Source organism: Paenibacillus eucommiae (genome assembly GCF_017874215.1).
GTDB classification, from domain to species: Bacteria; Bacillota; Bacilli; order Paenibacillales; family NBRC-103111; genus Paenibacillus_AI; species Paenibacillus_AI eucommiae.
Window position 1 is genome coordinate 35367 of record NZ_JAGGLB010000051.1, and the last position, 19457, is coordinate 54823.

Annotated in this window: 18 protein-coding genes; 3 read left to right on the forward strand and 15 right to left on the reverse strand. The window is 46.7% G+C overall.

Annotation, left to right across the window (positions count from 1 at the left end):
• Positions 1-60 precede the first annotated feature (60 nt).
• The 3 genes from J2Z66_RS39490 to J2Z66_RS39500 all read right to left on the reverse strand — a co-directional run bounded on the left by J2Z66_RS39490 (position 61) and on the right by J2Z66_RS39500 (position 1628).
• A complete protein-coding gene (locus J2Z66_RS39490) occupies positions 61-276 on the reverse strand; it encodes a hypothetical protein (RefSeq protein ID WP_209979105.1) in 216 nt (71 codons plus the stop codon).
• Positions 277-432: 156 nt separating this feature from the next.
• Positions 433-993, reverse strand: coding sequence for a pyridoxamine 5'-phosphate oxidase family protein (locus J2Z66_RS39495; RefSeq protein ID WP_209979134.1), 561 nt, complete (start codon positions 991-993; stop codon positions 433-435).
• A 29-nt stretch (positions 994-1022) separates the two neighbouring features.
• Positions 1023-1628 carry a TVP38/TMEM64 family protein gene (locus J2Z66_RS39500; RefSeq protein ID WP_209979106.1) on the reverse strand — a complete coding sequence of 202 codons (606 nt, stop codon included), beginning with the start codon at positions 1626-1628 and terminating at the stop codon, positions 1023-1025.
• Between the two features lie 495 nt (positions 1629-2123).
• Between J2Z66_RS39500 and J2Z66_RS39505 the strand changes: the two genes are divergently transcribed.
• Positions 2124-3956, forward strand: a complete 1833-nt coding sequence (locus J2Z66_RS39505; RefSeq protein ID WP_209979136.1) for an LTA synthase family protein — start codon at positions 2124-2126, stop codon at positions 3954-3956.
• Between the two features lie 230 nt (positions 3957-4186).
• Here the strand turns inward: J2Z66_RS39505 and J2Z66_RS39510 are convergent, their stop codons facing one another.
• The 6 genes from J2Z66_RS39510 to J2Z66_RS39535 all read right to left on the reverse strand — a co-directional run bounded on the left by J2Z66_RS39510 (position 4187) and on the right by J2Z66_RS39535 (position 11422).
• Complete coding sequence (locus J2Z66_RS39510; RefSeq protein ID WP_209979109.1) at positions 4187-4348, reverse strand: hypothetical protein; 162 nt, start codon at positions 4346-4348, stop codon at positions 4187-4189.
• A 643-nt stretch (positions 4349-4991) separates the two neighbouring features.
• A complete protein-coding gene (locus J2Z66_RS39515; protein WP_209979111.1) occupies positions 4992-5279 on the reverse strand; it encodes a hypothetical protein in 288 nt (95 codons plus the stop codon).
• Positions 5280-5336: 57 nt separating this feature from the next.
• Positions 5337-7043 carry an alpha/beta fold hydrolase gene (locus J2Z66_RS39520; RefSeq protein WP_209979113.1) on the reverse strand — a complete coding sequence of 569 codons (1707 nt, stop codon included), beginning with the start codon at positions 7041-7043 and terminating at the stop codon, positions 5337-5339.
• Between the two features lie 199 nt (positions 7044-7242).
• Positions 7243-9855, reverse strand: coding sequence for an ATP-dependent chaperone ClpB (gene clpB, locus J2Z66_RS39525; RefSeq protein WP_209979138.1), 2613 nt, complete (start codon positions 9853-9855; stop codon positions 7243-7245).
• A 27-nt stretch (positions 9856-9882) separates the two neighbouring features.
• A complete protein-coding gene (locus J2Z66_RS39530; RefSeq protein ID WP_245376186.1) occupies positions 9883-10857 on the reverse strand; it encodes a DnaJ C-terminal domain-containing protein in 975 nt (324 codons plus the stop codon).
• A 121-nt stretch (positions 10858-10978) separates the two neighbouring features.
• Positions 10979-11422 (reverse strand): Hsp20/alpha crystallin family protein, encoded by a 444-nt coding sequence (locus tag J2Z66_RS39535; protein ID WP_209979117.1) that lies wholly within the window; start codon positions 11420-11422, stop codon positions 10979-10981.
• A gap of 317 nt (positions 11423-11739) precedes the next feature.
• On the opposite strand from J2Z66_RS39535, the gene J2Z66_RS39540 reads away from it, so the two are divergent.
• A complete protein-coding gene (locus J2Z66_RS39540; protein ID WP_245376187.1) occupies positions 11740-12432 on the forward strand; it encodes a polysaccharide deacetylase family protein in 693 nt (230 codons plus the stop codon).
• A 396-nt stretch (positions 12433-12828) separates the two neighbouring features.
• On the opposite strand, the gene J2Z66_RS39545 is transcribed toward J2Z66_RS39540, so the two are convergent.
• Genes J2Z66_RS39545 through J2Z66_RS39555 form a run of 3 tightly spaced genes read right to left on the reverse strand, consistent with a single transcriptional unit; the run spans position 12829 to position 15771 of the window.
• Positions 12829-13677, reverse strand: a complete 849-nt coding sequence (locus tag J2Z66_RS39545; RefSeq protein WP_209979119.1) for a sugar phosphate isomerase/epimerase family protein — start codon at positions 13675-13677, stop codon at positions 12829-12831.
• Positions 13674-14744, reverse strand: coding sequence for a Gfo/Idh/MocA family protein (locus J2Z66_RS39550; RefSeq protein ID WP_209979121.1), 1071 nt, complete (start codon positions 14742-14744; stop codon positions 13674-13676). Before J2Z66_RS39550 ends, J2Z66_RS39545 begins: the two co-directional genes overlap by 4 nt.
• 40 nt (positions 14745-14784) lie before the next feature.
• Positions 14785-15771: a Gfo/Idh/MocA family protein gene (locus tag J2Z66_RS39555; RefSeq protein ID WP_209979123.1), complete on the reverse strand. Its 987-nt coding sequence runs from the start codon at positions 15769-15771 to the stop codon at positions 14785-14787.
• 198 nt (positions 15772-15969) lie between these two features.
• Between J2Z66_RS39555 and J2Z66_RS39560 the strand changes: the two genes are divergently transcribed.
• On the forward strand, positions 15970-16914 hold the full coding sequence (locus J2Z66_RS39560; RefSeq protein WP_209979124.1) for a helix-turn-helix domain-containing protein: 945 nt from the start codon (positions 15970-15972) through the stop codon (positions 16912-16914).
• A gap of 66 nt (positions 16915-16980) precedes the next feature.
• Here the strand turns inward: J2Z66_RS39560 and nagA are convergent, their stop codons facing one another.
• The 3 genes from nagA to J2Z66_RS39575 all read right to left on the reverse strand — a co-directional run.
• Positions 16981-18150, reverse strand: coding sequence for an N-acetylglucosamine-6-phosphate deacetylase (gene nagA / locus J2Z66_RS39565; RefSeq protein ID WP_209979126.1), 1170 nt, complete (start codon positions 18148-18150; stop codon positions 16981-16983).
• Between the two features lie 2 nt (positions 18151-18152).
• Entirely contained in the window at positions 18153-18929 is a 777-nt protein-coding gene (locus J2Z66_RS39570) for a DeoR/GlpR family DNA-binding transcription regulator (RefSeq protein WP_209979128.1), read from the reverse strand.
• Between the two features lie 272 nt (positions 18930-19201).
• Positions 19202-19457: hypothetical protein (locus J2Z66_RS39575; protein ID WP_209979131.1), on the reverse strand; the 256-nt coding region annotated here is incomplete at its 5' end.

Here is a 19457-nt window from a genome sequence, read left to right on the forward strand (position 1 = left end):
ACCAGCGCGCGCAACCGAGAGGATCTGCTACTTTACGAACTTTAACGATATTTTTCATCGTTAAAAAGCATTAGATCCACTCCACATCCTTACTTTAACGATGAAAAACATCGTTAAGTCAAGCATACGCTCATTTCGGCCGCAGGCAGGCAGCTTCGGAGTATGCTCTTCCCTTAAAACTTTCAAACTGGAAGTGAAGTTCTCCTTCATCCTGCTTTCCGGCTTTCCGGCTTTCCGACTTTCCTCTTTCTTCTTTCTTGCGCGCTGCACTTCCAAGGGCTTTCGACCTTATGATCTCTCCACCAGTTGCCTATCAGCTACAATCCGACTTGGCTCTTACCTCGATTGATCTTTCATCAATTAGTTGTGACTAGTTTGGCTAGGCGCGATGTACAAAAAAAAACGCCCAAGGCGTTTTTCATCATGTAACTATCATCCCTCAGTCTGCTGCCCCAAATGTGTAGCCATACCATCAATACTCTGCATATTATGATGCTGCCGGTAAGTTTGCAGTCGCTCCTCGCCCATTTTATCCGCCCATTGGATCAATCGGTCGCGCTCTCCCTTATATTCATATATCGGCACACTGAAGCCGCAGGAAGTACTTACTGCGTGTATATGGACCGCAATCATTTGTCTGGCTCCGGGCAAAACATCATACTGATCGATCTTCGCTCTCCATTCTTCCGTATCTGGAAGTATAACGCGACCCTTCCCATAAAGCCGCAGTATGCTGGGAGCTCCTTCAAAAGACATAAACATCAATGTGATTCTTCCATTTTCCAGCAGATGCGCACTCGTTTCATTGCCGCTTCCTGTAAGATCCAGATACGCGACCTCGGTTGGCGAGAAAATACGCAGCGTATCGTAGCCTTTTGGAGACAAGTTGACATGCCCCTCTGAACCGGAAGGCGCCGAACCAACCCAGAACATATGCTGCTTATGAATGAAAGCTTCATGTTCGGGCAGAATGGATTCAAATTTCAATGCGATAACTCCTTTCTTCGAACAATGCTGATTCCTTAAAATCCGCCCCTCTTGCTAGCTTTTCCAAGCTTTAGCTTGGCAACAAAAATACCTGTAAGTGTTAAACAAAATATGATATATGTAATCAAAAGAAAGCTGACATCCGTTTCTGGCATAATAATAGAAGAGCTTATGAGTCCAAACAGCCAAATATGAGATAAATTCCCTAAAATCGAAGACCATATATAAGATCTAAGCTTGATTTGAGATATAGCTGACATAAAAGATATTAGGTTGTTGGGCATAATCGGTAAGGTCCGCAAAAAAATAATAGTCCAAATGCCGTACTTATCCATATAGTTTTGCCATTTCTCATATTTCTGCAAGCGTGCTCCCCATCTTCGATTGAAAGGTTTGGAAAAGAAAAATCGACAACCCAGAAAAACAATCAAAGCGGATAAGGTGCCTGTTAACCAGCTAAAAACCAAACCAAGAGCTAAGCCTACAGCAGAAATATGCAGAACAATCAAAGTGGCAAAAGGAAACACACCAAGAAAGCCCTGAATTATAGCAAGCGGAATCGTAATTAGCAAAATAAGCGTACCATCCAGCTGCGTTATTTCTAACAATTGATCAATCCATAGCTCTATTGTGCTTCCCATAACAATTCGACTCCATTTCCAAACGCTTCTGCAGCCATCCTTATAACTTGCCTGTTGCCGCGGCCTAGCCGGACCCCATATGATCAATTAATTGTTATCAATAATTACTTTACGCCAGAGCATATCGATTGGCAAGCCTTCTATGTAAAATTCCTTCCTTTATTATAAGGAAAGGTTCTAAACTCGCTGTAAATCAATTCTAAAAATTTTATAAACTTGGAGCTGTCCAGCTTTTTTTCATGTCATTTTTGGATGAATGATCAGCTTTACAATTGGTGCACATTTATCGTAAGATTAAATCATCAGAGCCGCAACCACTTATTAACTGAACTCCTTTATTTTTTGACATAAACTTGACCAAGTATCATAATTATTATTCTATAAATCTATTTAACTAAAATGTTTTTATAAATGAGCTGTCCAGTATTGTATAGCTTATTTTGATTGTAAAAAGGAAGGTGTCTAATCGTGTCACTATCAACAACTTCAAAGCGGATGTTTAGCGCTAAACCATTCATCCTTTTCTCCATCATCCTGCTGGTCAAAAGCTACTTGGCCTGGCTAGTCATCTTTGGCAACGTCTTGAATTGGAAAATGCTTACTACCGAAATGCCCTTTATTTGGATTGTGTTCTGTTTAATAGAATGGTTTGCTACGAAACGCAAGCTCGCTATTTATTTATGGGTCAATCTGTTGATAACCGCTTTATTTTTTGCAGCACTTATGTACTATAAATATTATGGCGTCATCGTCACTTATCATGCACTGGATCAGGTGAATCAAGTAACGGCTGTTAGTAACAGTGTCTTTTCATTAATGGATCCCTATTATTTATTTATTTTCACAGATATTTTGGTTATTGGCTATGTGCTGTTACGGGGAAAAAAGATGCCAAACTGGAAATCATTGAGCGCAAAGAAGGAAAACCGAAGTATCATTTTAGCCTTTTTTGTTTTCTCTATTGTCGTTTGCTCCTTTAATATTTGGCCGAACCGGGCAAGTATGAATGAAATTAAAAAAGCCGAGGATATGGGCATTCTAAATTACGAGCTGTACACTATTTTTGCTAAAGACAAATCCGAGCTTATTGACATGAAGGACATTACTCAAGGAGCCATTGAACAGCTCAAGGGTAATAAAATTGTAGATAATCCCGAGTATTTTGGAGCAGCAAAGGGAAAAAATGTAATCATCATTCAGCTAGAATCCTTTCAAAATTTTCTGATCAACCTGTCACTCGATGGCAAAGAAGTCACTCCGGTGATGAATCAACTGGTTAAAGACAATTTATACTTCCCTAATTTCTATCAACAGGTCGGGCAAGGAAATACTTCAGACGCAGAGTTCATTGTGAACACGTCCCTATACATTCCTCCCAATGGAGCAGCTTCAGGCGAATACGCGAAAAAAGCACTGCCAAGTTTGCCCAAGCTGATGAAGCAGCAAGGCTATGACACAGCAACCTTTCATACAAATGTCGTTGAATTTTGGAATCGCGGCGAGCTTTATAAAGCACTTGGCTTTGACAAATATTATGACAAATCGTTTTTTGGAGACGAAGATACTGTGTTTTTCGGTGCTTCCGATGATGTGTTGTATAAGAAGACGGCGACTGAGCTGGAACGCATGCAGCAAACCGGAGTTCCCTTCTACTCACATATTATTTCCATGACAGCTCATCATCCTTTTACGATTCCCGAGGATAAATATCGCATGACGCTTCCTGACCGCTATGAAGGCACCTTTGTAGGAGATTATATCCGTTCTCAAAATTATGCAGATTACGAACTTGGCTTATTTATCGAGGATTTGAAAAATAAAGGAATTTGGCAAAACAGCCTGGTCGTGATTTACGGTGACCATTTGGGGCTTCCCATCTATTCACTGGACAACGACGATAAAAAACTGATGGCAGAAATTTATGGGCGTGAATATGGATACAGCGACATGATTAATATTCCACTTATTTTCGCTTATGAAGGTATCAAGGAGCCAGCCGTATTTGAGCAAATTGGCGGTCAAGTCGATCTGCTGCCTACAATTGCTAATCTATCTGGTGTTTCAATGGATCATCAATTGCATTTCGGACAGGACTTATTCAACCAATCATACAATATTCTTCCACAACGTTATTATTTGCCTTCAGGCTCTTTCGTCAGTCAGAAAACACTATTTATGCCTGGCAGCGGCTTCGAGGACGGGACACAGTATTCTCTCGCTGGAGAAGAAGTCAACGACCTGGGTGTTACTGAGGCAGAATATACAAGAGCGTTAAGGCTGCTGAACCTGTCAGACAGCTTCGTAAAACAACTGCCGGATCATGAATAGCTTGAATAAATTTATTAGACAATAAAACCTATGTGAGCACACTATAAAAAAAAGCAAAAACACGGTCGATTAGAGCCACCAGGTTCTATCCTCCGTGTTTTTTTATTAAACAACTGTATCAACCAAATTTTATTAGCCTGCCATTATAGTATGTATAGAGCTCTTTCTTTTTATCGGTTTGCCCCCTCTCCGTATCGATCAGCCAATTCCCCGCTATATCTATCCATTCATTAGTCAGCATCTTGATCCGGCTTTCCTTTGGCCAGGTTCTCAGCAGTGACAGGAGAATAGGAGTGCTCTACGGCGTGCTCTATCACCTTATTTACTGAATTATACTTACAGCCTGTAATGACTACAAAAGTCAATAACATTAGAGTTAATACCCGCTTCATGATTCCTCCCCAGTTACGGTTAACATAATAAGCAGCTACTTCAAATTATTAGACAGTTGCCCACTTTAAATTGTGTAATCGAACTTGAGCTTTTGAACTGTGACCGCAACCATTCCGGAAAGAAACTCTGGAGCTTAGGTATTTGGGTAGGTGAAGCATATATAAACGATAAACGATACGGACACTGGGAAGAAAAGCGCTCCCTGCCCGCGCGGCGCCCGCCTGCTACATTAACGATGTTTTTCATCGTTAAAAGCACGGCTCCGCACCACATCCTTACTTTAACAATGAAAAACATCGTTAAATCCCCTTTATACCACCCAGAGTGGCCATCCGCCCTCTTTTAACGATGAAAATCATCATTAACGTGACGGATTGATTAGAAACGTCTCTTTTAACGATGAAAAACATCGTTAAAAGAAGCACATGAAGCACACGCTCAATCAACTCCGGACTGGCCAGTCGCTACCAGGACTGTTAATTAGAAAAGCTAACCCCTTTTATCCTTTAGCACTTAGCATAGCACATAGCACTTTAAGCATTTTAAACTGATAAACTTTTAAACTTGCTCATCAGTTAAAAAAAACTGCCCCAAAGGTCATTTCTTGACCTTGCTGGGACAGCCTGCTCTTGCCTCAAGACTTTAATTTTCAATAAATTCAATTTCATTAAAATCGGTTACAATGGCTAAATCATTGCGTCCTCCAATACCATCGAACAATTCCATGTATGGAGTATCTGTAATGCCCATTCTCGCGTCACGCTGCCTCCAATGCTCAAATACTTCCTTGCTAATTTCAAACGGCAGCAGTGGCTTTACGGTTCTCTTGCTATGTACAACAATCAATCTTTCTTCGTCTTTGGCAATAACAACGTTGTTTCTATAGATCATTTGCAAATGTTTCTCTTTATCCAGCTTAGATACGCTCATACGTTCCCCTCCATCGATATATATTATATAACACTTATGGAATAAGAGGCAACCTTATTATACATGTTTACTTAAAATAAAATCTACAATTGGCGTTGGATCTTCCAGCGAGTGAGGATGGTGGTCTACCCCAGGCTTGACAATCGTTTCGATTTCACCACCCAGCTCCCTATAAACAGTATCCAGAATCGCCCCGTTCTCCGTATATGGCACAACTTGATCCGCATCTCCTGATACGAGGATGATCGGAATGTGATGAGCAGCAACTCGTTCAATTTGATCCAACGGATTTCCTTTAAAACCAGCAGCCTGCTCCTCCGTTATGCAGTAATGAGCCATACAATCTATCCATTCAGCGGGAGAACCGATCCCACTGCCTTTTCCGCCGGGCCAGCTTCTAATATCCAGCACAGGCGCATCCAAATAAAGAGCAGCAACCTGCTGTGGATAAGTGGCCGCATAATTGAAGGCATACAAGCCTCCCCGACTGAAGCCAAAGAGCGCTGCCTGCTCAGCCAAGCCGAAAGCTGCCCCTGCTTGCTGCTGAAATGTATGCATAAGCTCAATCGACTCTGGACAACCATACCTGTCACTTACCTGATAATAAGCCAAATGCCAGCCCTTTGCCAAAAGCGCATGATCAGCTTGGGCAAATGCATCAAAAAATTCAGTCCGCCAAACCCATGGCCTGCCAGGTGCAGCTTCTTTAGGTACTATAAGGAGAGCTTCATGATCGCCGATGTGAAAATCATACCGCAGATAACCATTCCAGACTGATTTGCGGATTTGTATCCCGTGATCTGCTTGCAATATGAGCTCACGAATCTCTTGTTCCAGGGATGCGCCATGCTGCAAAGCCGAAGAAAGCTGCTCCTGCGCTTCCTCCTTACCTTGATTCACTTGTGCAATATGCTCTCGCCATGCCGCGCTTAACCCTTCGTGCCTTTTAAGCAGCTTGGCATAAATATCGGGGGATCCTGACTCCAGAAAATATGCAGGCAGCGAAATACCATTCATGCCATTCATATCACTCATATCATGAGTATCATTCAAATCTTTCATATCATTCGTTTGAAGCAGCTTCGCAATCAACGTTTGCGCCATGATCCGATGCCCATCAGCTTCCGGATGAATGCCATCCCCCCAACGGTAGCCGGGATTCAATGCCCGCTGCTGCTCCAGAAAAGCACGCAGAGGTGTGTAGATATCAATGACAGTATGTACTTCCTCCTGCAAGCCTTTTACCCATTCTACGTAACGATCAAGGACTTGATTGTAACCCTCGTAAGGCTCGGCATAGCCAAATTCCTCAGCGTCAATAGTGCTCAGCTTTCCAGGTATGGATTTCTCGTCAAAAATTGGCGGCGTCATCACGATCGCCCGCGCTCCGCTAGCGTGTATTTGACCGATAAGTTCCTTCATGCCGCTGCAGTAAGCGGCGAAGCGATCCTCAGCAAAAGGATGATATATACCATCGTTCATGCCATAGCATACCATAACATAATCAGCTTTCGCTGATTCCAAAGCCCGCTCCAGCCTCTGCTGAATGCATGGCCTCGGCGGTGAATGCGAGGGCTCGCTAAGACCGGATGCGGTTTCGCCGCTTAATCCCATATTCATCCATGTCATCTGAATGCCAGGCTTATAGTGCCAAAAAAAGGCTTCCGCAATAGCAATATACAGCCCATTTTCCGTAATACTATCTCCCAAAAAAGCTATCCGGCTGCCTTCTTTAATCATCATTGGTTCATTAGCTGCGATCATGGATACTGGCTCCTAACCTATTAATTGGTAATTAGACTCCTAGCATTTATATTTTATAGAAAAATAGGCAGAAAGCCAAGCTTTTTCATACGCAAAACATGGCCTGACACTTTACATTCATCCAATTTCACCAAAAAAAGTCAACGGCCATACCGCTTTTAATTAAGCAGTATGGCCGTTTAGTCAAGGATATCAGACGTTATACTGTTATTTCAGAGACTGTCTGGATGCTTAGCTGCCCATCCGTGACATCGACGACAACCTGTGTTCCATCCGTAATCGTTCCAGAAACAATTTCCCGCGCCAGCTTTGTTTCCAGGAAACGTTGAATATAACGCTTTAGCGGCCTCGCGCCATATACAGGATCATACCCTTCAAGGGCAATGTGCTTTTGAGCCTCAGCCGACAGAAGGACCGCAATACGACGCTCGCTAAGGCGCTGCTCTAAGCCAAGCACAAGCTTGCCAACGATACGTTCTACTTCTTCTAGAGATAGCGGCTTGAAGAGTACAACATCATCGATCCGGTTCAAAAACTCCGGCCGGAAATGCGCCCTCAAATCCCGGTAAACGGCCTCTTCCGCCTGAGCCGAGATTTGTCCCTTCTCATCCATGCCCTCAATCAGATAGGGCGATCCGATATTCGAGGTCATAATGATGATCGTATTTTTGAAATCGACGACTCTGCCCTGAGAATCCGTTAATCTGCCATCATCCAAAAGCTGCAGCAGCGTGTTGAACACTTCAGGATGGGCCTTCTCGACCTCATCGAACAGGATAACTGAATAAGGCTGCCTGCGCACTGCTTCGGTTAGCTGACCGCCTTCCTCGTAGCCCACATAGCCTGGAGGCGCGCCGACCAAGCGGGAGACAGCATGCTTCTCCATATATTCCGACATATCAATCCGGATGATCCGCTGCTCACTATCAAAGAGCGCTTCAGCGAGCGCCTTCGCCAGCTCCGTTTTACCGACACCCGTAGGGCCGAGGAACAGGAACGACCCGATCGGACGGTTAGGATCCTTAATGCCCGCCCGCGCCCTCAGAACAGCGTCTGAGACGAGGCTGACAGCCTCATCCTGGCCAACGACCCGTTTATGCAGCAGCTCTTCGAGCCGCAGCAGCTTCTGGCGTTCGCCTTCCACAAGTCGGCTGACAGGAATGCCTGTCCATTGCGCTACGATGCCAGCAATTTCCTCCTCGGTCACTTCCTCGCGCAGCAGTCTCTGCTCGGTATCTGTCTTGGCGCTTTCCTCCGCCTGCTTCAGCCGCTTCTCCAGCTCCGGAATCCGGCCGTAGCTTAGCTCTGCAGATTTCTCCAGATCGTACCGGTCCTCTGCTTCAACCAGCTCCAGCTTGGCCTGCTCCAATTCCTTGCGCAGCTTTTGAATGCCCTGGATCGTTTCCTTTTCATGATCCCATTTCGCTTTTAAAGTATTGTGGCGGTCCTTTAGATCTGCAAGCTCCTTCTGCAGTGCTTTCAGACGCTCCTGACTTGCTGCATCCGTTTCCTTGCGCAGGGCGGCTTCCTCGATCTCCAGCTGCATCATCCGCCGTGTTACCTCGTCAAGCTCAGTCGGCATAGAATCAATCTCTGTGCGGATCATTGCGCAAGCTTCATCAATAAGGTCAATCGCCTTGTCGGGCAGGAAACGATCGGCAATATAACGATTGGACAGAACACCGGCAGCAACCAGCGCATTGTCATGAATTTTGACACCGTGATGCAGCTCAAAGCGTTCCTTTAAGCCGCGCAGTATGGAGATGGTATCCTCCACATCCGGTTCACTGACCAGCACCTGCTGGAAGCGGCGCTCCAGAGCCGGATCCTTCTCAATGTATTTGCGGTATTCATCCAATGTCGTAGCACCGATACAGTGAAGCTCACCGCGAGCCAGCATCGGCTTCAGCATATTGCCAGCATCCATGGCACCCTCGGTTTTGCCGGCACCAACAATTGTATGCAGCTCATCGATAAAGAGCAGAATACGCCCATCGCTCTCCTTGATCTCGTGCAGCACAGCCTTGAGCCGCTCCTCAAACTCGCCGCGGTATTTCGCTCCGGCAATCAGCGCTCCCATATCCAGCGCAAAAATTGTCTTGTCGCGCAGCCCATCCGGCACGTCACGCTTTACGATCCGCTGGGCAAGCCCCTCGACAATCGCTGTTTTTCCGACGCCAGGTTCACCGATCAGCACCGGATTGTTTTTGGTCTTCCGCGACAGAATACGGATGACGCGGCGGATTTCCCCATCCCGTCCAATAACGGGATCTACCTTGCCCGCACGCACCTCGGCTACGAGGTCGCGCCCATATTTGGCAAGCGCCTCATAGGTCGCTTCCGGTTCTTGGCTGGTCACACGCTGGTGGCCGCGCACCTCGGCAAGTACCCGCAGCAAAGCCTCGCGCTCTACACCGAACGAACGAAGCAAGCTCCCGGCCTCCTGCTTATCTTCAAGCACAGCAAGAAGCAAATGCTCCACAGAAAGGTATTCATCCTTCAGCTTTGCCGCTTCCTTCTCCGCTTCTGCGAGGATCCCGTTAAAGGCCGGAGAGAGATAGGCACGGGCCGCTTCAGCCCCTGGTCCTCCCACCTTGGGTTTGCGGCTGAGCTGCTCTTCTAATTTGGAGCGGAAGGTGTCCAGCGGAATATTCAGCTTTTGCAGCAATCTGGGAGCCAGTCCCTCCTGCTGATCAATCAGCGCCTTGACCAGATGAAGCAGACCAATCTCCTGGTGGCGCCGCGAAACAGCTGCCTGCTGCGCACCAACAATAGCTTCTTGGGCTTTTTGCGTAAAACGGTTAAAATCCATCATCTATTCCCCCATTCCTTAAACATCTTATTCGGCAAAATGCGGCTCGAAAGCCTGTTCCTTAGCCAGCTCCCGGTACAGCTCCTGTACTTTCTCTGAGCTTGGTTTGGGCACCGTCACCGTCACAGCAACATATAGATCACCAAAGCTTCCGTCCGGCTTGCGAAGCCCCTTACCAGATAACCGCAGCTTCTGTCCCGCGGCAATGCCTGCCGGCACCTTCACGTTCAGCATGCTGTCCCCAGGCAGACGAACCTTTGCTTCAGTACCAAGTGCAGCGTGCCAAGGTGCAACCAGCAGTGCAGCCGTAAGATCGAATCCTTCAACCGTAAACACCGGATCAGGCTGGATGTGCAGGGTAATGTACAAATCCCCTTTACTTCCGTCCCTAGATGCACCCCCCATCCCCTTCAAACGAATGCTTTGCCCATCGCTCACCGACTCTGGAAGCTTAATGCTTAGCTCCTTCTCCCCTACACGCACTCTAACCTTGCCGCCCCGGGCGATTTCATCCAGCGTTAGATTGAGAATTGCCTCTTGATCAGGACGCTCATCCTGAATATCCCAATCCCCATCTTCGCCAAAAAAGCCGCCACCTGCTGACCTCCCGCTTCCGTTCTGCGCGCCTGCAAAAAACTGGCCAAATATATCGCCGAAATCACCATACTCGGTTTGAGTCTGGTAGCTGGCGCCGCGTGTTCCGCCACCCCTGTCCTGGCCGTAAAATCCGCCTGATTGTCCGAAGTTTGCGCCCCCAGCCTGCTGAGCACTTGTACGCTCGCGCCAATGCTCACCATATTTGTCATAGCCCTCGCGGGCTTCATCATTGTGCAGCACCTCGTAAGCCTCCTGCACTTGCTTGAAGCGCTTCTCTGCCTCAGACGTTTTATTGACATCGGGGTGGTATTTCTTAGCCATTTTTTTATAAGCCTTCTTGATATCTTCTTTGCTTGCCTTCCGGTCAACACCGAGAACTTCGTAGTAATTGGTTGTATTCTTCAATGGCTTCACCCCCCTTTTCATAGTCATGGTCATGGTTATGGTCAAATAAGGTCAAACTAATTTCAATAAAAAGTGCACGACAGACGGTTGCAGCAACCTCCATCGTGCCCAAGCTTTCGCGTTATTCGATGCCGATTCGTTTGCTGGAGGGCTCCTTTTTGACCTTTTTCGGTATGTCCAGCTTCAGAACCCCATCCTCCAGCTTAGCCTTAATCCCATCTTCTTCAATGTTTTCCACATAAAACTGACGGGCAAATTGTCCATAATGGCGTTCTCGGCGAATGATGGTCCCCTTCTCGTCCTTCTCTTCCTCCACTTGATTGCGCGCTGCCCGAATCGTCAAATATTTATCGTTTACATCAATCTCGATATCTTCTTTAGTAAATCCGGGAAGCTCAGCTTCAATGAGATAAGCATATTCCTTTTCCCGAATATCGGTTCGGAACGATCTCGTGTTGCCATGAAGCGGTGCAAGTGCATTCGGATCAAAAACTTCATTGAAGGATTTCAGCATTTGTCCAAACAGGTCATCGTTTCTTTTGCGGAATGGAACCAGATCAAACATACATAATCTCCTCCTTCATATTGGGTATGTTTATATTATACATCCCTTCGATATGGCAATCAAAAGCAATTTTAGACCGAATACGGCTGTAAATCAGCATTTTCAGGCAAAATATATGAAAAAAAACTGTTTTTTATTGACTTTGACTTTCTTTGACCTTTATAAATAGAAGTTTCTTACATTCCTTCCTTCTCATATATTTTACACGCTTGGGATACCCTACTTGTAGTCAAATTAGTCATCATTTTGCGTGGGAGGTTTACGTCATCCGAAACATTCTGTTCAAGCTTGCATGTACAGCAGCTGTTTGCTCCCTCTTGTTCTATTCCTCTGCCGGAGCAGCACCTAAGAAGAATAGAGCTTATTACGAAGGCCGCGGTGAAGTTGTATGGGAGGTGCCCACCGATAATAAACTCGTTGCCTTGACCTTTGACGACGGACCCGACCTGGAGAATACTCCTCTTATTTTGGACCTTCTAAAACAGTATGATGCCAAAGCTACATTTTTCCTTATCGGGAATAAAGCTGAACGCAGTCCTGAATTAGTCAAACGAGAAGTGAAAGAAGGGCATGAGCTGGCGAATCATACATACAGCCACTCCTATTTGAATCAAAAAACACCGCTATCCAAAATGAAATCAGAAATCAAGCATGCCGAGGAAATCATTGCATCCATCACTGGACAAAAGTGCAACTTATTCCGTCCTCCCGGCGGATTTTATCATGAAAAGCTAGTGAATCTGGCCAAAGAAGAGGGATACACGGTCGTAATGTGGTCCTGGCATCAGGATACTAGGGATTGGGATCGACCTGGGGTTAAAAAAATAGTGGACAGCGTGCTGAATCATACACGAAACGGGGATATTGTACTTTTTCACGAATATGTGGAAGGGAAGTCACAAACCATTGATGCTTTAAAAATCATTTTGCCTGAATTAAAGCAAAGAGGCTATCAATTTGTTACCGTTTCGGAGCTCCTCTCCAACAAAAAAGCACGTATGATGAATTGATGAACAGTGAATTCCTTTGAGGAGCGTGTTCGTAACGTTCGTGGATGGAGGGAGGGAATGGCTATGGGCTCCAGCCGCTGTTAAGATTTGTTCCTTTCAACTAGCGGGCGCAGGTGCTGGGGATGAAGAGCGCCCCCGCCAGCGCGCGCAACCGAGAGGATCTGCTACTTTACGAACTTTAACGATGTTTTTCATCGTTAACTTGACGGATTGACCTGGAACACTTACTTTAACGATGAAAAACATCGTTAAGTGCAGCGCACGAAGTACTCACTCGCTCAAACGGACTGCCAACAGAGGTTGCTTCTTTCACTCCAGGAATCCCAAAGCTTATACGCTAATAAGTACATAAATAGACAGCGCCATTTAAGCGCTGCCTGGTTATCCAACAGAAAACTAAGAAACATCTAACCCCACTTCAGCCAACATGGCTTCCAAATTTGCACGGGCATGGGCATTCCTTTCGTCAAACGCTTCCACAGTGAGCGATTCACCTTGTCCGTCAATCCGCTCGACAATAACAGGACCATCAAAGCCTGCAGCCTTCAGAATGGAGAATTGGGCAGGAAAATCAACCTCGCCTTGTCCTGGAATCGGGAAGTTCGATTCAAATTGTGCTCCTTTATGCTCTTTAGCAACGAAAGAGATCGTTTGTCCCGCAATGGCCGATACATCTTCTTTAGGCTCGATACCCTCATAAAAGCGGACATTTCCCGGATCATAGCAGGCTTTAACAAACGGAGAGCCGATACGATGCAAGGTTTCCGCAATAACCTGTCCTGTCGCGGTATTACCCGTATGCGGTTTGATCGAGATCATGAGGCCCCGCTTCCCTGCTTCTTCCCCCAACAACCGAAACTTTTCATCAAAAGCATCGTTGACTATTTTCATTTCTTCCCCGCTGCGGGGCTCGTTTGGAAATTGGTGATAGCCCCATGTGCCAAGAGAAAGGAGCTCTTGTACACCTAGTGCTTTTGCGAACTCCATACGGTTAAGCGCAAGCGCAAGTGGTTGATCTGGCGCAAGCGAATCTGTGCTGACAAGCGTCAGCGGCTGCAGCCCATGCCTGTCAAGCAAACGCAAAATACGGTCAGCTTCGCCCTGCAGGCTATCATCGAAAGCAGGCTTCCCTTCATGCGGCAAGCCGAAGGAGACATAACGATAGCCCGCTTGTGCGATTCTCTGCAGCGCTTGCTCAAATGAAACATTGGCGTATACCCATGACATGCAAGCCAGCTTGATCATACGCCCGCCCCACTTGAAGAGGCTTTACTCTGTGTATCTTGCAGCTTTTGCAGATCCAACTTTTCTATCTTCACCTCTACGCCTTCCTTAAGTGAGCGATAAGCAGCTTCCGATACAGCAATCGTTCTGAGCCCATCTTCCAATGAGATTAATGGTTCTTTGCCGTCTCTTACGCATTCAATAAAATGACTGTTTAAACGCACCCACATATCATTATCTGCAAAGGTTGTCCGCTGCTCGGGTCCATTATCATCTTTGAACATAAGCTCGCCATTGTTGTTTACTACAGTTAGCTTCTCGGTCGCCACGCCTGTAATATCATACTCCACCCGGGTTACCCAAGGTGTGCTGACATGGGCAATTCCACCATTCACAAACTTGATTGCAACTGTGAAAGCATCCGCTACGCTACCAGGGGGCAGTAAATAGGTACCTCCATAGGCAAATACGGATTCAATTTCACCGCACATCCAGCGGAGCAAATCATAATCGTGTGAACCATGGGAAAAGATCGGTCCCTTGGCAGTTTCATCATCAAAATACCAGCTCGGCGTGTCATAGTAATGGTCGCGATATTTATCATATACCCGCTGATCAGGGTCAAGAAAATGTGTGCGCATGGACCAAGCTTGGATAGGCTTGCCTGCGTCTTCCTTCGACACAACATCCTTCATCGCCCGGTAAGCCGGAGCGAATCGTAATGGATAGCCCACCATCGCCTTCAGCTCGGGATGCTTTGCTCCAGCCGCGGCAATGAGCGCACCATCCGCAACAGAAGTTGCAATCGCCTTTTCCAAAAATAAATGCTTGCCAGCTTCAAGTACCGCTATGGCTGCATCAACATGCAGATGGTCAGGCGTAGCAACCCAGACAGCATCGAGATCATGCTTCAGCAAATCCTCGTAACGATCATAAACAGCCGCTCCTCCGAGCTCAGCAGCAAGCAGCTCCGCTTTTTCCCGCGTGCGGTTCTGTAAAGCCGTAACTGCAACGCCTGGCAGCTTATGCAAGGTTCTCGCATGCAGCGCCCCCATCAATCCACAGCCAATAATTCCAACTTTAATCATTGTACTTTTTCCGCCTTTCCTTGTATCTTTATTAGCTTTATTATAATTTTACCGGTACACCCTTGCTCTCGTACATAGCCCATATCGTGCGATGCGATCTCAGCGCGTCTTCTCCAGAGGTTTCCGGCTTTTGCCCCGTGGCAATGCTTTCCAGGAAGTGCTCAATTTCACCCAACGCATTACGTCCCGGCACTGCTTCATCCTGTTCACTGCGCTCAAACAACGTTTGGCGGCCGTCGGCAGTTACGACCTCTACGGTCCAAAGATCTCTTCCTAAAATAATAAGTGCATCTGTTGTATGGATATGCATATTGGCTGGCGCCTCTTGAAACCTGGTTCCCCAGCTGCTGATTAAATGCGCTATGGCTCCGTTAACAAACTTGATGGTGCTGTGCGCTGTTCCTTCGCCTTCCATCCAATCCGTGCCATTACGTGTATCCAGAGATACCACTTGCTCAGGCTCGCCAAGCAGCCAGATTAGAATGTCAATATAGTGACAGCCATGGCTGAACAAAACCCCGCCACCGAGCGTGCTCTTGCGCGCAAACCAAGTGTTTGGCATCGGCTCCAAGAACCCTTGCACCCAGCATTCTGCATGAATCGGTTTACCGTAGCGGCCGCTGTCCATAATCTCCTTCAGCTTCCGCAAAGCAGGCAAATAGCGAACGATGTAAGCAATCATCAGCGAAACGCCAGCACTATCGGCTGCACTGATCAGCTTCAGGCAGTCCTCTTCGGTATTAGCGAGCGGTTTCTCCAGAAGTACGTGCTTCCCTGCGGCGATCGCCTGGAGAGCTTGCGGCGCATGCAGGTGATGCGGTGTACAGATGCTAACTGCATCGACGTCGTCCAATACTTGTGTCCAATCTGTAGCATATTTACAGCCCAGCTCTGCTGCGACCTTTGCGGCTTTGCTTTCATCTAAATCGACTACCCAGCTTAGCTCTGCCCGTTCTGCTAATTTGTAGGCGTAAGCATGTTCAAGTCCCATATTAAGTCCCACAACTGCTGTGCGAATTTTGCTCATTTATAATTACCTCCTGAAATTGGTTTACAAGGTAATCATAGCTGGTTCAACGTGCAAAATCTTTATCCAATTCGCCACGATATTTGCACAAATGAATATTTATCTGCATCAGGCAAGCTAAAATTCATCCTTGGATTGACAGTGTTTTGTAAGCGGCCTACAATTGCATTATATCGGATCGGTCGGGGAGGATTATCCGTGCCCAACATTTATTTACACTGGAATTTAAAGGAAGAAATCGTCATCCGCAGAATTTACTCGCTTCATTATAATGAGCTGACAAAGGATTATGTGTATGAAGGTGAAAAACATGATTTCTGGGAATTTTTGTATGTCGATAATGGTGAGCTGGAAATTGTCACAGATGTTAACACCTATTATCTGAAGCAGGGAGACATCGTTTTTTATGCGCCTAATGAATTCCATAGCCTGAAAAGCAACCGCAAAACACCATCCAATATTTTCATCATTGCGTTTGGTTGTCGTTCGGAAGCTATGCGTTTTTTTTCCTATAAATCACTGCGGATCGGCAACGCCGAGCGTCAACTGCTGGCTCTGCTTATCGAGGAAGGCCGCCGCGCTTTTACTACATCCAGCCCCATGCCAAAAGAAATTAAAGTGAGAAAAAATAAGCCGAAGACGCCCTTGGAAAACACGGACCCTTCTACTTTTGGGGCGCAGCAGCTTGTGAAAATTTATCTGGAGGCCCTTCTTATCCAGCTGATCCGCAGTAGTCTGGAGAAGCAGGCTAAATTGGATAAAGCCGATAAAGTGTATCAACCCAAGCTTTCCAAAATTACCAAAGAGAAAGAAAACCATAAGCTGGCACTACAAATCGATCAATACCTGGAGGAACGCTTGCGGGAGAGTTTATCTCTCAGTACGATTTGTGGAGATTTCTCATTAAGCAGAACGTATATCAATACCATCTTTCGGGAATATTCCGGCTGCGGCATTATGGAGCATTTCAAACGAAAAAAAATTGAGAAAGCCAAGCTGTTCATTCGTGAGGAAGTGCTCAATTTAACAGAAATTGCCGAGAAGCTTGGGTATAAGAGCATCCATTACTTTTCACGCCAGTTCAAAAAAGAGACAGGCATGCCGCCATCTGAATACTTAAGGACATTGAAGGCGAGAATCTAGGACAACGCAGAAGCACCCCCGCAGAAAATGCTGCGGGGGTGCTTCTGCGTTGCAAGGACGTTGATGTTAAAAGGACCACGACGCACGATGACGGATTTCACCGCGCAGCATGGTCCACTGTACTTGAAACTCATTATTCAAGAGTACCAAGTCAGCATCGCAACCAACCTCAATTCGTCCAGCTTGATGGAGGCCGAGCAATGCCGCTGGCGTGCTTGCCGCCATCGTGACCGCATCAGCCAGGGAGATACCAAATGTGGTCGTCAGCCGTAATGCTTCGTTCATCGTCACCGTACTAGAAGCCAGGGTACCATCCTTCAAACGCGCGATGCCCTCGGATACGGTTACGTCATGCCCGCCGAAGACATATTCCCCATCGCCGAGTCCCATGGCTTGCAGCGCATCGGTAATCAGAACCATTCCATGCGGCCCTTTGAGTCTGTGCATCAATCGAACGATGGCCGGATGCAGATGTACGCCATCGACAATCGCCTGCAGACTAACATGAGACTCTTCGAGTGCCGCGGCGATAAGACCGGGATCCCGATGATGAATGGATCGCATACCGTTGAAGCAGTGCGTCACATGACGGGCGCCTGATTCAAACGCCAGCTTAGCCTCCTCATAGGTCGCGTCTGAATGCGCAAGCGCCACAATAATCCCCTGCTCTCTCAGATAAGCGAGCAGTTCCATTCCGTTAGGCAGCTCCGGTGCAAGGGTGACCATTTTAATAAGAGATCCCGCTTCCTGGACAATAAACTTCATTTCCTCCATATCAGGATGCCTTAAATATGCTTCGTTCTGCATACCCTTCCGCTTCGGGTTCAAGTAAGGGCCTTCCAAATGGATTCCTGCGATTCGGGCCCCCTCTTCCTTGCCCACAACACGTTTTACGCTGTGAATCATCTTTATTAGATCCTCGATCGTTGAGCTCACTGATGTCGCAAGAAACGATGTGCAGCCGGTTGTCGAACAAGCGCGAGAGACAGCCTGTACACTCTCCTCTGTCCCATCCATCATGTCAAAGCCATTTGCACCATGGATATGCACATCCACCATACCGGGAATCAGCAGTTGGCCCTGCCCATCGATCCATTCCGCGTCTTCCTGCTCCGAAAGCACGGCGTCACTTGCTACGCGTTCGATAATGCCATCTCGAATCCAAACTGCGGCTCCCGATAAAATCCGATCCGGCAATGCAAGCCTGACATTATATACGATCAATTTCGTCGTCATGTTTAGTCCTCCTTCTCTGTTGTTGTGTCGCATATTAGAATCTCAACGTGCTGCCGTTCCAGCTCTTTCCTCGTTTCCTCGGGAATGTCCTTGTCTGTAATCAGCACATCCACCCAGTCCAGCGCCAGCCGGAATCGGGAGACATTTCTAAACTTCGTGCTATCCGCGACAACAATAACCTGATCGACTCGTCTTGCCATCTCCTTCTTCACACTTGCATCCTCTTCGAACGGGTAATATAGACCATCCGGCAGGATGGCGGAAGCGCCTATGATTGCCTTGTCAGCCCTGATTTCCGCGATTTTCTCCAAAACGGACGGTCCATATAATAGCCTATTCTTCGTGTTCAGATAGCCGCCAAGTAGATAAATTTGCAGGTCCTCCCGGTCCGACAGAGCGCTTACATTGTCAATCGAGTGAGTAACAATTGTAACCCCCTTCGCAGTGAGCTGTTCGGCAACCGCCCTTACAGTTGTTGAAACATCTAACATAACCGTCTCTCCGTCACGAATCAAACCAGCAGCAATTCGACCAATGCACTGCTTGGCGTCAAACGCGTCGATCAACCGATCCTGGTATGTGGCAAGCTCCTTGTGGAGTCTTGGTAACGCCACTCCTCCGTGCGTACGCACCACAACGCCCTGTTCCTCCAACCGGACGATATCCCGACGGGCCGTATCCCGGGATACCCCCGTTTTCTGGCAAATATCCGCAACACTCATCGATTGGTGCTTGTTCAAATGCTCCATGATGTACAGCAGACGTTCTTCTTGAAACAATGGAATCCCTCCTCTTTTAAGTAATTATAAGCATCATTTAAGTAATTATAAGCATTTATACACATTATATCAATCATTTTATTCTTATCTCCGCATATATTTTAATTACTTTTGCGATTTTCGACCAACTATTCGGCATTTAGGCTTTGCTGCAACTCGAAACGTTTTAAGATCAAAGTTTACAATAAATTTGTTTTTCTCTTGGCTGGAGGATCTTTCTTAGCAGGCTCAGTTGCATGTGCTAGATTGTAGTAGAGAGATGAACTTCTACTTTAACGATGTTTTTCATCGCTAAATGCACGAGGTCGCCCCCACAACCATACTTTAACAATGAAAAACATCGTTAAAACCCCTTTAACCACCCCCAAAGGGGCTATTCGTCCTCGTTTAACGATGAAAAACATCATTAAAGCGACTGAATGCCAGGAAACCCGGTGGCGTAAAATAGTCTGTGTACCAAAAATTGGAGTGTTTCCAAGACAAAAATGGTAGGGTATACTCTCGGAATTGTCCAGATCCACAAGAGGA